Annotated in this window: 15 protein-coding genes; 11 read left to right on the top strand and 4 right to left on the bottom strand. The window is 56.0% G+C overall.

The features are described 5' to 3' along the window. Positions 1-27: 27 nt before the first annotated feature. Positions 28-1,068 (top strand): AI-2E family transporter, encoded by a 1,041-nt coding sequence (locus ACOTZD_RS20090; RefSeq protein WP_003857467.1) that lies wholly within the window; start codon positions 28-30, stop codon positions 1,066-1,068. On the opposite strand, the gene ACOTZD_RS20085 is transcribed toward ACOTZD_RS20090, so the two are convergent. Together ACOTZD_RS20085 and ACOTZD_RS20080 are read right to left on the bottom strand one after the other, a co-directional pair. Beyond that, positions 1,065-2,012, bottom strand: coding sequence for a zinc-dependent alcohol dehydrogenase family protein (locus ACOTZD_RS20085; protein ID WP_045337356.1), 948 nt, complete (start codon positions 2,010-2,012; stop codon positions 1,065-1,067). The two genes, ACOTZD_RS20090 and ACOTZD_RS20085, sit on opposite strands and share 4 nt — an antisense overlap. Next, positions 2,005-3,039, bottom strand: coding sequence for an LLM class flavin-dependent oxidoreductase (locus ACOTZD_RS20080; protein ID WP_003857470.1), 1,035 nt, complete (start codon positions 3,037-3,039; stop codon positions 2,005-2,007). Before ACOTZD_RS20080 ends, ACOTZD_RS20085 begins: the two co-directional genes overlap by 8 nt. A gap of 207 nt (positions 3,040-3,246) precedes the next feature. On the opposite strand from ACOTZD_RS20080, the gene yajD reads away from it, so the two are divergent. The 9 genes from yajD (at position 3,247) to pqqF (ending at position 11,876) form a co-directional block, all read left to right on the top strand. Next, positions 3,247-3,594, top strand: coding sequence for an HNH nuclease YajD (yajD, locus tag ACOTZD_RS20075; RefSeq protein ID WP_003857471.1), 348 nt, complete (start codon positions 3,247-3,249; stop codon positions 3,592-3,594). Positions 3,595-3,853: 259 nt separating this feature from the next. Further along, positions 3,854-5,119 carry a Y-family DNA polymerase gene (locus ACOTZD_RS20070; RefSeq protein ID WP_421636361.1) on the top strand — a complete coding sequence of 422 codons (1,266 nt, stop codon included), beginning with the start codon at positions 3,854-3,856 and terminating at the stop codon, positions 5,117-5,119. A 104-nt stretch (positions 5,120-5,223) separates the two neighbouring features. After that, positions 5,224-6,243 carry a dipeptidase gene (locus ACOTZD_RS20065; protein WP_003857474.1) on the top strand — a complete coding sequence of 340 codons (1,020 nt, stop codon included), beginning with the start codon at positions 5,224-5,226 and terminating at the stop codon, positions 6,241-6,243. A 138-nt stretch (positions 6,244-6,381) separates the two neighbouring features. Beyond that, positions 6,382-6,453: a pyrroloquinoline quinone precursor peptide PqqA gene (gene pqqA, locus ACOTZD_RS20060; RefSeq protein ID WP_002905689.1), complete on the top strand. Its 72-nt coding sequence runs from the start codon at positions 6,382-6,384 to the stop codon at positions 6,451-6,453. Between the two features lie 55 nt (positions 6,454-6,508). After that, a complete protein-coding gene (gene pqqB / locus ACOTZD_RS20055; protein WP_003857504.1) occupies positions 6,509-7,426 on the top strand; it encodes a pyrroloquinoline quinone biosynthesis protein PqqB in 918 nt (305 codons plus the stop codon). A gap of 2 nt (positions 7,427-7,428) precedes the next feature. After that, positions 7,429-8,184: a pyrroloquinoline-quinone synthase PqqC gene (gene pqqC / locus ACOTZD_RS20050; RefSeq protein ID WP_045894570.1), complete on the top strand. Its 756-nt coding sequence runs from the start codon at positions 7,429-7,431 to the stop codon at positions 8,182-8,184. Positions 8,185-8,186: 2 nt separating this feature from the next. Further along, the gene (pqqD, locus tag ACOTZD_RS20045; RefSeq protein WP_003857508.1) at positions 8,187-8,465 is read left to right on the top strand and encodes a pyrroloquinoline quinone biosynthesis peptide chaperone PqqD; all 279 of its coding nucleotides are present in this window, start codon (positions 8,187-8,189) and stop codon (positions 8,463-8,465) included. Beyond that, the gene (gene pqqE, locus ACOTZD_RS20040) at positions 8,452-9,594 is read left to right on the top strand and encodes a pyrroloquinoline quinone biosynthesis protein PqqE (protein WP_022651046.1); all 1,143 of its coding nucleotides are present in this window, start codon (positions 8,452-8,454) and stop codon (positions 9,592-9,594) included. Before pqqD ends, pqqE begins: the two co-directional genes overlap by 14 nt. Before the next feature lie 5 nt (positions 9,595-9,599). Further along, positions 9,600-11,876 carry a pyrroloquinoline quinone biosynthesis protein PqqF gene (pqqF, locus tag ACOTZD_RS20035; protein WP_174402259.1) on the top strand — a complete coding sequence of 759 codons (2,277 nt, stop codon included), beginning with the start codon at positions 9,600-9,602 and terminating at the stop codon, positions 11,874-11,876. Positions 11,877-11,962: 86 nt separating this feature from the next. On the opposite strand, the gene ACOTZD_RS20030 is transcribed toward pqqF, so the two are convergent. Then, the gene (locus ACOTZD_RS20030) at positions 11,963-14,392 is read right to left on the bottom strand and encodes a glucose/quinate/shikimate family membrane-bound PQQ-dependent dehydrogenase (protein WP_003857512.1); all 2,430 of its coding nucleotides are present in this window, start codon (positions 14,390-14,392) and stop codon (positions 11,963-11,965) included. 347 nt (positions 14,393-14,739) lie between these two features. Further along, complete coding sequence (locus ACOTZD_RS20025; protein ID WP_003857514.1) at positions 14,740-15,159, bottom strand: translesion error-prone DNA polymerase V autoproteolytic subunit; 420 nt, start codon at positions 15,157-15,159, stop codon at positions 14,740-14,742. Positions 15,160-15,484: 325 nt separating this feature from the next. On the opposite strand from ACOTZD_RS20025, the gene ACOTZD_RS20020 reads away from it, so the two are divergent. Beyond that, the gene (locus tag ACOTZD_RS20020) at positions 15,485-15,685 is read left to right on the top strand and encodes a hypothetical protein (protein WP_003857516.1); all 201 of its coding nucleotides are present in this window, start codon (positions 15,485-15,487) and stop codon (positions 15,683-15,685) included. Positions 15,686-15,712 lie beyond the last annotated feature (27 nt).

Genomic DNA, 15,712 nt, shown 5'->3' with positions numbered 1-15,712 from the left:
TAAATAAAAAACTGTTCAGGAACGTCCATGGCCAAACCTATTATCACCCTCAACGGGCTTAAGATCGTCATCATGCTGGGCATGCTGGTGATCATTCTGACCGGCGTTCGTTTTGCGGCCGATATCATCGTGCCTTTTATCCTGGCGCTTTTTATCGCGGTGATCCTCAATCCACTGGTGCAGCGAATGGTGCGGCTGCGCATCCCGCGTGTGCTGGCGATAAGCCTGCTTATCAGTATTATTATCGTTGCGATGGTGCTGTTAGTCGCCTATCTGGGAACCTCCCTGAACGAGCTGGCGCGGACGCTACCGACATACCGCTCTTCCCTGGCGACCCCGCTGCTGCAAATTGAACCCTGGCTGCAACGCGCGGGTATCGAAGTCTCGGTTGAGGAACTGCTTAAATACATCGATCCGAATGCCGCCATGACGATTGTCACCAGCCTGCTGGCACAACTCTCCAACGCCATGACCTCAATTTTCCTGCTGTTCCTGACGGTTGTGTTTATGCTGCTGGAAGTTCCACAGCTGCCTGCAAAGCTCCAGCACATCATGGTGCGTCCGGTAGAGGGAATGGGCGCCATTCAGCGCGCGCTCGACAGCGTTTCACGCTATCTGGTGCTGAAAACGGCCATCAGCCTGGTGACGGGATTAGTGGTCTGGGGGATGCTCGCCGCGCTGGATGTGCGTTTTGCCTTCGTCTGGGGGCTGCTGGCCTTTGCGCTCAACTATATTCCTAACATCGGCTCCGTGCTGGCGGCGATCCCCCCTATCCTTCAGGTGCTGGTTTTCAGCGGTTTGTATGATGCCCTGATTCTGCTGGCAGGCTATCTGGTGATTAACCTTGTCTTCGGGAACATTCTTGAACCACGGATAATGGGACGCGGGCTGGGGCTTTCAACCCTTGTAGTGTTCCTGTCCCTGATTTTCTGGGGCTGGCTGCTCGGGCCTGTCGGCATGCTGCTCTCCGTTCCGCTGACAATTATTGTCAAAATTGGCCTCGAGCAGACCGCCGGTGGACAAAGTATCGCTGTACTGCTGAGCGACATGAGCCATAAGGCCGATTAATTGTCCATCGACAGCATGGGCTTGCCCGTTCTTCCCGCTTCGCGATAGTTGCCTACTGCCCGCTGCCATTCCGACAGCGGGTAGAGGGTGACATCGCTGCACTGACTGGCGCGCAGTTTAGGCCAGATGCGCCGAAACTCCGCCTGCCACGCCTCAGCGCTCAGCGCGTCCAGATAGTTACGAATGTGAAACCACGCCACGCGCGGCAACGGCCGCTGCTGCCGGAAGGTCTGCCCGGAGAGCAGCCCGTAGCAGACAAAGGTGCCGGTTTCGGGCATCACGCTCAGGATCGTCTCCGCCAGGCTGCCGCCCGTGGCGTCGTACACCACGTCTGCGCGCGCGGCGGCAGCGTTGACGGCGGCCATATCGTGTTGCGCAATCGGGACGATCCCCTTTTCAGCCAGACGTTGAGCGTGCACGGGCGAGCGATGGATCCCGTAAACCGCCTCTGCACCCGCCTGGCGTGCCCATTGCCCGAGCAGAACGGCGCAGTCAGAACCGGCAGCGGTGAGCAGCACCGTTTTCCCGACCGGAGGATAGCGGTCCAGCATCATCTGTGCGGCAAGCGGATTGATATACGCCCGCGCGGCAAGAAGCGAGTCGACGTCGTCCGGGACGGGAACCGCATACGCCGCCGGGCAGTCGACATAGCGCTGCCAGGTTCCCTGCCCCCGTAACGGCAGGACCCGCTTGCCCAGCAGCGCCGGATAAGCGGCGGGCGTTTCGGTCACTATTCCGACCCCTTCATAACCGGCTATCGCAGGCAGCGGCGTGCGATGGCGATATGCCCCGGTGATGGGGATGAGATCGGAGGCGTTCACCGGAGAAAAAAGCATGCGCACACGTATCTCTCCCGGCTGTCGCGGGGACAATGGTGTGGTTTCTGCTTGCAGTACCGATTCAGGCTCACCAAACCGGCGATACCAGAGGGCCAGATTACGCATTGCGATCGCGCCATCCCATTTCCGGTGCGACATGTTTCAGGATGGACTCGATCACATGTGCGTTGTATTCCACGCCCAGCTGATTCGGCACGGTAAGCAACAGCGTATCCGCTTCCGCGATCGCTTCATCCTTTTTCAACTGTTCAATCAGCTTGTCTGGCTCTGCGGCATAGCTGCGTCCGAAAATGGCCCGCGTTTTCTCATCCAGATAGCCCACGCTGTCGCTCTCATTGCGGCTTGAGCCGAAATACATCCGGTCGCGTTCGTCCATCAGGGCAAAAATACTGCGGCTGACCGAAACGCGTGGCTGACGGGTATGCCCTGCCTCAGCCCAGGCCTGTCGGTAGGCACGGATCTGTTTTGCCTGCTGAATATGGAACGGCTCGCCGGTTTCATCATCTTTCAGCGTTGAGCTTTGCAGGTTCATCCCCAGTTTTGCCGCCCATACTGCCGTTGCATTAGAGCCAGCCCCCCACCAGATACGATCGCGTAAGCCTTCTGAATGCGGCTCCAGACGCAACAATCCCGGCGGGTTTGGGAACATCGGCTGTGGGTTAGGCTTCGCAAACCCTTCACCGCGTAATACATCAAGCAGTACCTCAGTGTGGCGGCGCGCCATATCAGATTCGGTTTCCCCTTCCTGCGGCACGTAACCAAAATAACGCCAGCCATCAATCACCTGCTCCGGGGAACCCCGGCTGATACCAAGCTGTAATCGCCCGCCGGAGATGAGATCTGCCGCGCCAGCATCTTCCGCCATATACAGCGGATTTTCATACCGCATGTCGATCACGCCCGTCCCGATTTCGATACGTTTGGTTTTCGCGCCTATTGCCGCCAGCAAGGGGAATGGCGAACTGAGCTGGCGGGCAAAGTGGTGCACACGGAAATAAGCCCCGTCCGCGCCCAGCTCTTCGGCTGCGACCGCCAGATCGATGGACTGTAGCAGCGTGTCAGCCGCGGTTCGCGTGCCGGACTGGGGTGACGGCGTCCAGTGACCAAACGACAAAAATCCGATCTTTTTCATAGTGGAGTATCCTGATAAAGCATTGCGTTATCCCTACTCTACGCATTAACGGATGAGAATAAATGGTGATTATTTAACGGAATGCTTCAAATAAACTGACAGAAATACGCAAATCGCAGGCTGCCTTCCCGCAGAGGAGGCATTCTCCTGACATCTCATAATGGGATATAGTGTGAACTATTCTCTTTTTAACAGGTAACATCAGCAATGGCTCTGATCCCCAAAAACTACGCACGGCTGGAAAGCGGCTACCGTGAAAAAGCGCTAAAAATCTACCCCTGGGTTTGTGGACGCTGCTCGCGTGAGTTTGTTTATTCAAATCTTCGTGAACTCACGGTTCACCATATCGACCACGATCACACCAATAACCCGGAAGATGGCAGTAACTGGGAGCTGTTGTGCCTGTTTTGTCACGATCACGAACACTCAAAGTACACCGAAGCGGATCAGTATGGCACCACCGTTGTCGCGGGTGAGGATGCGCAAAAAGACGTGGGTGTCGCCACGTTTAACCCCTTTGCCGATCTCAAGGCGATGATGGACAAGAAGAAGTAATATCGACGGCTTCACTGCCCATACCTGCCGTATGGGCACTTATATTCCTTAAACATTTCATTAAATACCCTTTCCGCCAGATTTGCCTCGCCGCCATTCTGGACATAACCCTCGCCCTCCTGCACCCGTACGACGTCACTCCTCGTTCCCCCTTGATCTTTGCTATCAATATACAATACTGTATATAAATACAGTATTTATTAACGGTGATCATAATGCAGTTTTTCACCCCACCTGGCGATACCAGAGCGAGCTGACCATGTTTGCACTGTGTGATGTGAACGCTTTCTATGCTTCCTGTGAAACGGTTTTTCGCCCGGACCTGAAGGGACGACCGGTGGTCGTGTTGTCCAATAACGATGGGTGCGTCATCTCTCGCTCCGCTGAAGCCAAACCCTTTGTGAAAATGGGTGAACCGTACTTCAAACAGAAAGATCGCTTCAGGCATCATGGCGTGGTTTGTTTCAGCAGTAATTATGAACTTTACGCGGATATGTCCAACCGGGTAATGAACACGCTTGAAGAGATGTCGCCTCGTAGCGAAATATACTCCATTGATGAGATCTTTTGCGATCTTACCGGGGTACGTAATTGTCGCGATCTTTCCGATTTTGGGCATGAAATGAGAGCGACCGTACTGCAACGCACCCATCTGACCGTCCGGGTGGGCATCGCACCCACAAAGACGCTGGCGAAACTGGCAAATCACGCGGCAAAACGCTGGCAGCGCCAGACGGGAGGCGTTGTTGATTTATCCAATGTGGATCGTCAGAGAAAGCTGATGGCGGCGCTACCCGTCGAAGACGTTTGGGGTGTAGGACGTCGCATAGCGAAGAAGCTTGAGATGATGGGGATTAAGACCGTCCTGCAACTGGCAGACACCGATATCCGGTTCATAAGAAAACATTTCAATGTCGTGCTGGAGAGAACGGTGCGTGAATTACGGGGCGAACCGTGTCTTGAACTGGAAGAGTTTGCCCCGGTAAAGCAAGAAATCGTCTGTTCGCGCTCGTTTGGCGAACGCATCACCGAATATGACGATGTACGCCAGGCCATCTGTAGTTATGCCGCCCGGGCAGCAGAAAAACTTCGCAATGAGCATCAGCATTGCCGCTTTATCTCCGTATTTGTTAAAACCTCGCCCTTCGCGCTTAACGAGCCATATTATGGCAATAGCGCGTCGGTAAAACTGCTTACCCCAACCCAGGATAGCCGGGATATTATCGGCGCATCAGTTCGTTGTCTGGATGCGGTCTGGAAGAACGGCCATCGGTACCAGAAAGCCGGCGTGATGCTGGGAGATTTTTATAGCCAGGGCGTCGCGCAACTTAATCTGTTTGACGACAACGCACCCAGGAAAAACAGCCAAAAGTTAATGGATGTATTAGACCATCTGAATGCTGAAAATGGCCGTGGCACGCTTTACTTCGCGGGACAGGGTATTCAGCAGCCGTGGCAGATGAAACGGGAAATGCTTTCACCCCGCTACACAACCCGCTTTGCGGATCTCCTCACTGTTAAGTGATATTAACAATTGCTGCTAAGTTGTAATTTTCCCCTTGCTGGACCGGACAAATCGGTTATCGTGCCAGGCAACTTTCGCAGCAATAAAAGACAGTGGGATGCGCTATGGCGATTTTTGATGGTCACAATGACCTGTTGCTTAATTTATGGCTTCACCATCGCCAGGATCCGGTAACGGCCTTCTTCTCCGGCATTGAAAACGGACACCTCGATTATCCGCGCATGCAGCAAGGCGGATTTTCCGGCGGGCTGTTCGCGCTGTTCGTGCCGCCGCAGGAGTATATCGCCCGCATGGCGCCACAATACGCCTGCGAGCCGTGGCAGCCGGTCGACATTCTCTGGCAGCAGCTGACGATCCTTAAGCAGCTTGTCGCCCACTCCGACGGCCGGGCGCGATTGTGCCTGAGCGCGGCGGATATCGAACGCTGCCGTCAGGATAAGGTGCTGGCGATGGTAGCGCATATTGAGGGCGCGGGCGGTTTTGACGGCGAGGGAGGCGATCTACAGGCTTTCTATGCCGCCGGGGTGCGTAGCATTGGGCCTTTCTGGAACATTGCTAACCGTTTTGGCACCGGCGTTAACGGGGCGTTTCCCGGCAGCCCGGACAGCGGCCCAGGGCTTACCGCAGAGGGTATCGCCCTCATTAAGCACGCTAACGCCCTGAACATGCTGATTGACGTTTCGCATATGAATGAAAAGGCGTTCTGGGATACCGCTCGTCATTCCTCATCACCGCTGGTCGCCACCCACTCCAACGCCCATACGCTGTGCCCGCAACCGCGCAATCTGACCGATCGGCAGCTGCTGGCTATCCGCGACAGCGGCGGCGTGGCTGGCGTCAATTTCGGCAACGCGTTTCTGCGCGCCGACGGTAAACGCGATAGCGATACCCCGCTGAGCACGATTGTTCGCCATATCGACTATCTTATTAACATCATGGGTGACGATCATGTCGCGCTGGGCTCCGATTTTGACGGCATTACGTTGCCTGATGATTTACACGATGTGAGTGGTTTACCACGGCTAATCAGCGCGTTGCGTGACAGCGGCTATGATCAATTTGTGCTGAATAAGCTGCTGTGGGGTAACTGGCAAAAGGTATTGCAAAATGTTTGGCAACAATAGGTTACGTTGTAAACATTAAGTTAATTCCTTACATCTTTCGGGTTGAGCTTTGCCCTCCTGTGACGCATTATTTGATGACCATCACAAAACTGGCACAAACAATGGCGTTGGTGCTGCATTTTTAAAGAGGAAAAAACGATGTGGAAGAAACCTGCTTTTATTGATTTACGTCTTGGCCTGGAAGTGACCCTGTACATTTCCAACCGCTAATCGCTCTGCCCGCCATCCGTGCGGGCATTTTTGTTTGACTACCTGGCCCATCTTCATGTTTATAAAAGTCCTCGGTTCCGCCGCTGGCGGTGGTTTCCCCCAGTGGAACTGTAACTGCGCCAACTGTCAGGGTTTGCGCGACGGTACCCTTCAGGCGACCCCTCGCACCCAGTCGTCGATCATCGTCAGCGATAACGGCAAAGAGTGGGTGCTGTGTAACGCCTCCCCCGATATCAGCCAGCAGATTGCCCATACGCCAGAACTGAATAAGAAAGAGGTTCTGCGCGGCACGCATATTGGCGGCATTATTCTCACCGATAGCCAGATTGACCACACCACCGGGCTGCTCAGCCTGCGCGAGGGGTGCCCACATCAGGTATGGTGTACGCCGGAGGTGCATGAAGATCTTTCCAGCGGATTCCCGATTTTTACCATGCTCCGGCACTGGAACGGCGGCCTGATTCACCACCCGATCGCGCCGCTCACCGCCTTTAGCGTGGAAGCCTGCCCTGATTTGCAGTTTACCGCTGTCCCCATCGCCAGTAACGCACCGCCCTATTCGCCGTGGCGCGACCGCCCGCTGCCGGGGCATAACGTGGCGCTGTTTATCGAAAACCGCCGCAACGGTCAGACGCTGTTCTACGCGCCGGGTCTCGGTGAACCCGATGACGCTATCCTGCCGTGGCTCAAAAAGGCGGACTGTCTGCTGATTGACGGCACCGTCTGGCAGGACGATGAACTCCAGGCCACCGGCGTCGGGCGCAATACCGGCCGCGACATGGGCCATCTGGCGCTCGGCGATGAACACGGCATGATGGCGCTGCTGGCCTCGCTGCCGGCAAAGCGCAAGATTCTGATCCACATTAATAACACCAACCCGATCCTTAACGAGCAGTCGCCGCAGCGTCACGCCCTTGCGCAGCAGGGAATAGAAGTGAGCTGGGACGGGATGAACATCACGCTTCAGGACTAACTATGCACATTCGCGAAACGCTCTCGCCGCAAGAGTTTGAGCACGCCCTTCGGGCGAAAGGCGCCTACTATCATATTCACCATCCGTACCATATCGCGATGCATAACGGCGAGGCCAGCCGCGAGCAGATCCAGGGCTGGGTGGCGAACCGGTTTTACTACCAGACGACGATCCCACTGAAAGACGCGGCAATTATGGCGAACTGCCCGGATCCGAACACGCGTCGCAAATGGGTGCAGCGGATCCTCGATCACGACGGCAGCAACGGTCATGACGGCGGTATCGAAGCCTGGCTACAGCTGGGCGAAGCCGTGGGGCTCAGCCGCGAGGACTTAATCAGCGAACGCCACGTGCTGCCCGGCGTCCGTTTCGCCGTCGACGCTTACGTTAACTTCGCCCGCCGCGCCAACTGGCAGGAGGCTGCATGCAGTTCGCTCACCGAACTGTTCGCCCCGCAAATCCATCAGTCGCGTCTCGACAGCTGGCCACAGCACTACCCGTGGATCAAAGAGGAAGGCTATTTTTATTTCCGCAGCCGCCTCAGCCAGGCCAGCCGCGACGTTGAACACGGTCTGGAGCTGGCGAAGCGTTATTGCGATAGCGCAGAAAAGCAGAATCGGATGCTGGAGATCCTTCAGTTCAAACTCGATATCCTGTGGTCGATGCTCGACGCGATGACCATGGCCTACGCGCTACAGCGTCCGCCTTATCACACGGTCACCGACAAAGCGGCCTGGCACACCACCCGACTGGTATAAGCATGCAAAAAAACTCCATCGTCGCCTTTCGTCGCGGCTATCGCCTGCAATGGGAAGCCGCTCAGGACAGCCATGTCATCCTCTATCCGGAAGGCATGGCTAAACTCAATGAGACTGCGGCCGCAATCCTCGAACTGGTCGATGGCCAACGCGACGCGGCGGCTATCATTGCCATACTCAACGAACGGTTCCCGGAAGCCGGCGGCGTGGATGACGACGTCGTAGAATTCCTGCAAATCGCTTATCAACAGAAGTGGATTATTTTCCGTGAGCCAGAATAAACCTGCCGTCAATCCACCGCTGTGGCTGCTGGCGGAGCTAACCTATCGCTGTCCGCTACAGTGTCCTTACTGCTCTAACCCGCTGGACTTCGCCCGGCAGGATCAGGAGCTGACCACTGAACAGTGGATTGAGGTTTTCCGCCAGGCGCGGGCGATGGGCAGCGTGCAGATAGGTTTTTCCGGCGGCGAACCGTTGACGCGTAAGGATCTGCCGGAGCTGATCCGCGCCGCCCGCGATCTCGGTTTTTATACCAACCTGATCACCTCGGGAATTGGCCTGACGGAAAGCAAGCTCGACGCATTCAGCGAGGCCGGTCTGGACCATATCCAGATTAGCTTCCAGGCCAGCGATGAAGTGCTCAACGCTGCGCTGGCGGGGAATAAAAAAGCCTTCCAGCAGAAGCTGGCGATGGCCAAAGCGGTTAAAGCGCGCGATTACCCGATGGTGCTGAATTTCGTCCTGCACCGGCATAATATCGATCAGATCGATAAAATCATCGAACTGTGCATCGAGCTGGACGCCGACGACGTCGAACTTGCCACCTGCCAGTTCTACGGTTGGGCGTTCCTTAATCGTCAGGGGCTTCTGCCGACGCGGGAACAGATTGCCCGCGCGGAACGCGTGGTTGCCGAATATCGGCAAAAAATGGCCGCCAGCGGCAATCTGACCAACCTGCTGTTCGTCACCCCCGATTATTACGAAGAGCGGCCAAAAGGCTGCATGGGCGGCTGGGGGTCGATTTTCCTCAGCGTGACCCCGGAAGGCACGGCGCTGCCCTGCCACAGCGCGCGCCAGCTGCCGGTGGATTTCCCGTCGGTGCTTGAGCAGAGCCTGGAATCCATCTGGTATGACTCTTTCGGCTTCAACCGCTATCGCGGATTTGACTGGATGCCGGAGCCGTGCCGCTCCTGCGATGAAAAAGAGAAAGACTTCGGCGGCTGCCGCTGCCAGGCCTTTATGCTCACCGGGAATGCGGATAACGCCGATCCGGTGTGCAGCAAATCGCCGCATCATCATAAAATCCTCGAGGCGCGACGCGAAGCAGCCTGTAGTGATATGAAGATCGGTCAGCTTCAGTTTCGCAACCGAACCCGTTCTCAGCTTATCTATAAAACCCGGGAACTGTAACGATAATGACCATCCGCATCGTGGAACTGGCAGGCGATTTACGCGCAACGCTGGTGCATCAGCCGCAGGCGACACGCGCGGCGGCGCTGGCGCGCGTGAGTGCCGGAAGCCATCACGAGCCACCGCGATTCGCCGGTCTTGCGCATTTGCTTGAGCACCTGCTGTTCCGCGGTAGCCAGCGCTATCAGGGCGATGATCGACTCATGGCCTGGGTCCAGCGCCAGGGCGGCAACGTCAATGCCACCACGCTGGCTCGCCACAGCGCTTTTTTCTTCGACGTTGCCGCCGATAACCTGTCCGACGGCGTCGCGCGACTGCGGGATATGTTGCAGGCGCCGCTGCTTTCCCGGCAGGACATCCAGCGCGAAGTGGCGGTCATTGATGCGGAAAACCGGCTTATCCAGCAGCATGATGCCGCCCGGCGCGAAGCCGCGGCGCGCCACGCGATGGAACAACCGGAGGTTTTTCGCCGTTTTCAGGTGGGTAGCCATGATTCTCTGGGGCAAGACACGGGATCGCTGCACGCCGCGTTGCGCGACTTTCATCGCCGCTATTATGTGGCCGGACACCTGCAATTGTGGCTACAGGGACCGCAAACGCTGGATGCGTTAGCCGAGCTTGCCCATACGTTTTCGACAGGTTTTGCTTCAGGTGGCGTGCCTGAAGCCGCCCCCCCGTTACGCCTTAGCGCTGAAGCATATTATCAGCTGGCAGTGACGGAGCGACCCGCGCTGTGGCGCTGTCCGTTGATCCGAAAAAGTGACAACGTCACCTTGCTTCGGGAATTTTTGCTGGATGAGGCCCCCGGAAGCCTGATTGACGGGCTGCGGGCGCGCGGGCTGGCAGAAGAGGTATCACTGGACTGGCTTTATCAGGATGACGATTACGGCTGGCTGGCGCTAACGCTTGACGGCGAACGGCCCGAGGCCATAGACGCGCAAATCACGCGCTGGCTGCGGGCCCTACAGCAAACGACGCAAGAGCAACAGCGGCATTATTATCGGCTGGCACAGCAGCGCTTTAGCGCCCTGTCGGCCCTTGACCAGCTTCGCCAGCGGGCGTTTGGTTTTGCGCCCGGCGCGGCGCCGGTTGATTTTTCCGCCTTCTGTGCCGACTTACTGGCGGCGCCCACCTCATATCTGGCCTGCAAAAAAATGGAAGCCGCCGGGACAATTTCCAGCCAGGGATTTGCCCTGCCGCTTAGCCACTGGCGTCGCCAGCCGGTTGCGGATGAGAGCCCCATCGCGTTTTCCTTCTACCCGCAGGCTGCCCAATATTCTGCCCCAGCCCTGACGCCAGAAGCCGTTCCGCTGCTGCATTTACCGGCGCAGGCACAACCGCCGACGTTGATCCTCCGCAAGCCTTTTTATTCGCGCGTAAGCGAGTCACAGGGGGTGGCGATCGGCAAACAATTACGCCCTCTTCTGGCTGAAATGCGCCATATCGGCGGCAGCGGCGAGTGGCAAACGGTTGACGGTAGCTGGCAGCTAACCCTGCGGCTTCCTGACGCCGTGGTGATGGCGGAACCCATCATCGGGGCGATAATCGATCGCCTCTCCCGCCCCACACCGGCTATTACGCCTGCGCCAGATGGCATTGCGATCCGTCAGTTGCTTAAGCAATTGCCTGAACGACTGGCATCGGAACCGTCACGGAATGGCTGGCTGGCGGCGTTAGCTGGCGGCAGCGCCGGACACGCGCACGGGTTAGCCCGGCAGCTTGGCCTGCTCCGGGCGCCGGTTAACGCTAAGCCGTTGCCGTTAAGCGATTGTCCCGGCGGGGTCGAACACATTCCGCACGCCAGCGAGGATTCGGCGCTGCTGGTGTTTATTCCCCTGCCGCCGGGTGCGTCGCTCGCCGCGCTGCGGCTGCTGGCGTTATGCTGCGAACCGCGATTTTTCCAGCGCCTGCGCGTGGAACAGCAGATTGGCTACGTGGTCAGCTGTCGTTATCAGCGTATTGCCGATCGCGATGGCCTGCTGCTGGCGTTACAGTCGCCTGATCGTTCTCCCGTGAACCTGTTGGGTTGCTGCAAACGATTTTTGCGAGAGCTGACGCTGTGCGATGAATCCGAGTTCAGCCTATTGCGACAGCAGCTGGCGACGCAGATCCGCTCACCGATGGATGCCAGCGCCACGGCAGTGGCCGCCCTGCGCCAGCGCTATGGTTTGCCGGTGTTAACGCCGCAGGCTATTGATGCCCTGCAACCTGACGAGATAGTCGCGCTATGGCGCGAGATGACTCGCCGTCGCCGACGCTGGCGGGTGCTTTTCACAGGCTGACCGGAACCGCAGCTTTCTTCCTGTGCGTGGTTTTCAGTCAAAAAAAAGCCCCGTACTACGACGGGGCCAGGCTGTTTATTTCGCTGTTATTTATCCAGCGCGTAGGCAATCACGTAGTCACCACGATCCGGCGACTGGCGTGCACCGCCAGCAGAGATCAGAATGTACTGTTTGCCGGTTTTCGGTGATACATAGCTGATAGGTCCGCCCTGGCTACCCACCGGGAGACGCGCTTTCCACACTTCTTCCCCCGTAGAGGAATCAAAGGCGCGCAGGTAGTAATCCTGGGTTCCCGCAATGAAGACCAGACCGCCCTGCGTGGCCAGCGTACCGCCCAGCGTCGGCATACCGACAGGCATCTGCATACGCATTTTTACCCCAAACGGACCGGTATCCTGAACGGTACCGACCGGCACCTGCCAGACGATTTTCTGTGTTTTCAGGTCAATCGCAGAGAGAGAGCCAAACGGTGGTTTCTGGCACGGAATACCCAGCGGTGACATGAAACGGTTTTTGTTGACCGAATACGGCGTTCCTTTCATCGGAACAGCGCCCATACCGGCGTTCACGGCTTCACCGCCCGTGTTTGCCACTGCGCTTTGCGGATCTTGTTTAATCAGCTGGACCCACAGACCCAGACGCATGTCGTTGACGAAGATGTACTGGTTGTTCGGATCCGTGGACAGACTACCCCAGTTCATTCCCCCCAGCGAGCCCGGGAAGCTCAGGGAAATATCGGTCCCCGGCATCGTGTACAGACCGTCATAACGCATTGATTTGAAGCTGATACGACAGGCCAGCTGGTCAAACGGCGTCGCCCCCCACATATCCGATTCTTTCAGGGTTTCCGCGCCAATCTGCGGCATCCCCACAGAGCGCGGCTGCGTTGCCGGGTACTGTTCACGTGGAATATCCGCTGGTTTTACCGGAACCTCTTTCACTTCAGTGAGCGGTTTACCCGTCAGGCGATCAAGAACATAAATTTGCCCCGCTTTGGTGCCCACCACCACCGCGGGCTTGTTGCCCTCTTTTGTCGGGAAATCAACCAGGCTCGGCTGCATCGGGATATCGAAATCCCAGAGGTCGTTATGCACGGTCTGGTATACCCACTTCTCTTTCCCGGTAGTCGCATCCAGCGCGAGGATTGAGGTGGCGTATTTATGATCTTCCGGAATACGGTCAGCGCCCCACAGGTCGACGGAGGAACTCCCCATCGGGATAAACACGGTATTCATCGACGCATCCCAGGACATAGGGGCCCAGGAGTTTGCAGAGCTACGTTTGTAGTGTTCGCCCGGCTTCAGAACATAGTTCGGATCCGGATTACGCGGGTCGAACGCCCAGCGCAGCTGGCCGGTGATCACGTCATAACCACGTATAACACCTCCCGGCATATCGGTGCTGACGTTATCCGCAACGCGGCCACCAACGACAACCGTCGTACCCGCCAGCGTCGGGGCCGACGTCAGCACGTAGGTGGGATCTGACGCGTCGCCCATCCCTTCATGCAGGTTAACGCTGCCGTTAGTACCGAAGTCCGGGCAGAATTTGCCGTTATCGGCGTCTAACGCGATCAGCTTACCGTCAATGGTATTCATCAGGATACGGCGCTGGCATGCAGCGCCCGGTGCGACCTGCGCTGGCAGAACCGGCGTGGAGCCCGCTACCGTTGGCTGTGCCAGCGGTTTGGTGGCATCAAAGTATGCCAGGCCACGGCAGCGCATCCAGATTGCAGATTTGGCGTTGATTTCCGCTTTCCAGATCTCTTTCCCACTATCGGCATCCACGGCGATCACGTTGTTATGCGGCGTACAGAGGAAGACACGATCGCCAACCTGTAGCGGCGTTTGCTGATCTTCTGCGCCATTGCCGTCCGGACTTTCCGGTACGTCACCGGTATGGTAGGTCCAGACCGGTTTCAGGTTTTTCACGTTGTCACGGGTTATCTGGTCCAGCGCCACAAAGCGACTACCGCCGGCCGTATTACCGTAGTGATCCCAGTTCTGCTGTTTCGCATCATCTTTTACCGGTACCAGCGGACGTTTTTCACCGCTAAACGGCACGGTCGGATGGGGTTGAAACATCTGAACAAAGGTGACGCCCATGGCGATAATAAGGACCGCGCAGACCCCCAGGGCCCCTTTTGCGCAGGACGGTTTTCCTTCACGTTTACGCAATGCAGGCCAGGTGGCAGCTGCCAGCACCATCAGCCCGGCGGGTACCATTAAACGGGAAACCAGCGGCCAGAAGTCGAGCCCGGCATCGAAAAATGCCCAAATCAGGGTGCCAAGAAACACCAGGGCAAACAGCCCCACGGCAGAGGACTTGCGGCGGAAGAACTGAATCGCAGAGAGCAGAGTGATAACCCCGGCGATGAGAAAATACCAACTCCCCCCCAGGGAAACCAGTTTAAAACCGCCGATAGCAAAAAAGAGCCCCGTTACAAGAAGTATCACACCCACCAGCAGGCACCACGGGCCTAACCAGCCGGATGAGCGGGGATTATTGTCTGACATAAAAATGAATCTCCTGATTACTTTATAACAGCAGGGTTTTATTGACTGCCACGATGCTAAAACCCTGCGTAACATCAATTGTTCGTGTGCGAATCATAAATTAAAATTATAATGTAGACAAAATGTATTCTGTCGGAAGAAAAGAAAACTCACTAAAGTGCAGGAACATAACAAAATAAAAAAAATGGGATATCACTCTGTAATTCGCCAATACCAGAATATTTGACCAGTAAGTTCCGGCTTATGCGATGAATATCAGGTTTGCCGACAAGACAGCCCAGGTGCCGTAAGATTTTTGCATGATGAGAATTAACTTATTGCCTATTAATTAAGCTTCACAAACACGATCAGCTCGCGGATTTCACGATATACGTCACTACACCAAAGATATCGAGCGTATCGTCGCTGCCGACAATAATCGGTGAATAGGCGCTGTTCATGGGGTTGAGTTGAATATTGGGACGCAGCTGGAGGCGCTTCACGGTAAATTCGCCCTCTACCGCCGCAATCACGATATCGCCATGCTCAGGCTTGCGGGAACTGTCCACCACCAGCAAATCACCGTTATTGATCCCCCCTTCTATCATCGAGTCACCGGCGGCTTTGACAAAGTAAGTGGAGCTGGGATGGGCGACTAATAACTCGTTTAAATCGATACGCCGCTCTACATAATCCGCTGCCGGGCTGGGGAAGCCGCACTGTACTAAGTCGCTGAAAAGTGGAATAGCAACGATTTCACGCAACTCTGCGGGTCTGAAAAAGATCATGATAAACACCTCCATACTGTTTTTATATACAGTAGTTTTAACTGAGGTATCGATCAAGCCATGTCAGCGTAAGCGGCTGGCTACGCCTTAACCGCTTCGCTTATAACCCCCTATAGCAATGAAGATTATTTGTTTTGTAAATTTTTACGCACAGACAAGCGTAACGCGTCATAAAACTTCACTACGCAATGACTTTCACATGACTATAAAAACAAAACAAAGTAACCACAAATCACTCCACATACACTATACGTTGACTTTATATTTAGACTAGCGCATATTTTACAGCACAAATTAACAAGACAATTTTTGGAGGACGTTTTCTATGCCCGCCCGTGATTATCCCGATAAGCGTGTTGCTCGCGGTGTCGCAAAGGAGGCCGAACTCAGGATGTTAAGTGCGCGCATCGATCCTGCGCTGATGGAGTACATCCGCATTACTGCGTATGAAACACGGAAAAGTAAGCAGGAAATCGTGGCAGAAGCGTTAGCGCTTCACCGCCAAAGAAGTCAGATTGGATCATAAACAGCAAAAGCCCGAAAAATCCTCCGG

The sequence above is a fragment of the Enterobacter cloacae complex sp. SHL022 genome, from assembly GCF_049237785.1.
Taxonomy (GTDB): Bacteria; Pseudomonadota; Gammaproteobacteria; order Enterobacterales; family Enterobacteriaceae; genus Enterobacter; species Enterobacter hormaechei_C.
The sequence above is the reverse complement of the archived record's forward strand: the minus strand, read 5'-3'. Positions and strand labels throughout refer to the sequence as shown.

What these genes read in the sequence shown, in the direction of transcription:
- pqqB (WP_003857504.1), top strand. Translation starts at nt 6,509, where the DNA reads ATGTTTATAAAAGTCCTCGGTTCCGCCGCTGGCGGTGGTTTCCCCCAG.
- ACOTZD_RS20065 (WP_003857474.1), top strand. Translation starts at nt 5,224, where the DNA reads ATGGCGATTTTTGATGGTCACAATGACCTGTTGCTTAATTTATGGCTT.
- ACOTZD_RS20080 (WP_003857470.1), bottom strand. Translation starts at nt 3,039, where the DNA reads ATGAAAAAGATCGGATTTTTGTCGTTTGGTCACTGGACGCCGTCACCC.
- ACOTZD_RS20025 (WP_003857514.1), bottom strand. Translation starts at nt 15,159, where the DNA reads ATGATCTTTTTCAGACCCGCAGAGTTGCGTGAAATCGTTGCTATTCCA.
- ACOTZD_RS20085 (WP_045337356.1), bottom strand. Translation starts at nt 2,012, where the DNA reads ATGCGTAATCTGGCCCTCTGGTATCGCCGGTTTGGTGAGCCTGAATCG.
- ACOTZD_RS20030 (WP_003857512.1), bottom strand. Translation starts at nt 14,392, where the DNA reads ATGTCAGACAATAATCCCCGCTCATCCGGCTGGTTAGGCCCGTGGTGC.
- ACOTZD_RS20020 (WP_003857516.1), top strand. Translation starts at nt 15,485, where the DNA reads ATGCCCGCCCGTGATTATCCCGATAAGCGTGTTGCTCGCGGTGTCGCA.
- ACOTZD_RS20090 (WP_003857467.1), top strand. Translation starts at nt 28, where the DNA reads ATGGCCAAACCTATTATCACCCTCAACGGGCTTAAGATCGTCATCATG.
- yajD (WP_003857471.1), top strand. Translation starts at nt 3,247, where the DNA reads ATGGCTCTGATCCCCAAAAACTACGCACGGCTGGAAAGCGGCTACCGT.
- pqqC (WP_045894570.1), top strand. Translation starts at nt 7,429, where the DNA reads ATGCACATTCGCGAAACGCTCTCGCCGCAAGAGTTTGAGCACGCCCTT.
- pqqF (WP_174402259.1), top strand. Translation starts at nt 9,600, where the DNA reads ATGACCATCCGCATCGTGGAACTGGCAGGCGATTTACGCGCAACGCTG.
- pqqD (WP_003857508.1), top strand. Translation starts at nt 8,187, where the DNA reads ATGCAAAAAAACTCCATCGTCGCCTTTCGTCGCGGCTATCGCCTGCAA.
- ACOTZD_RS20070 (WP_421636361.1), top strand. Translation starts at nt 3,854, where the DNA reads ATGTTTGCACTGTGTGATGTGAACGCTTTCTATGCTTCCTGTGAAACG.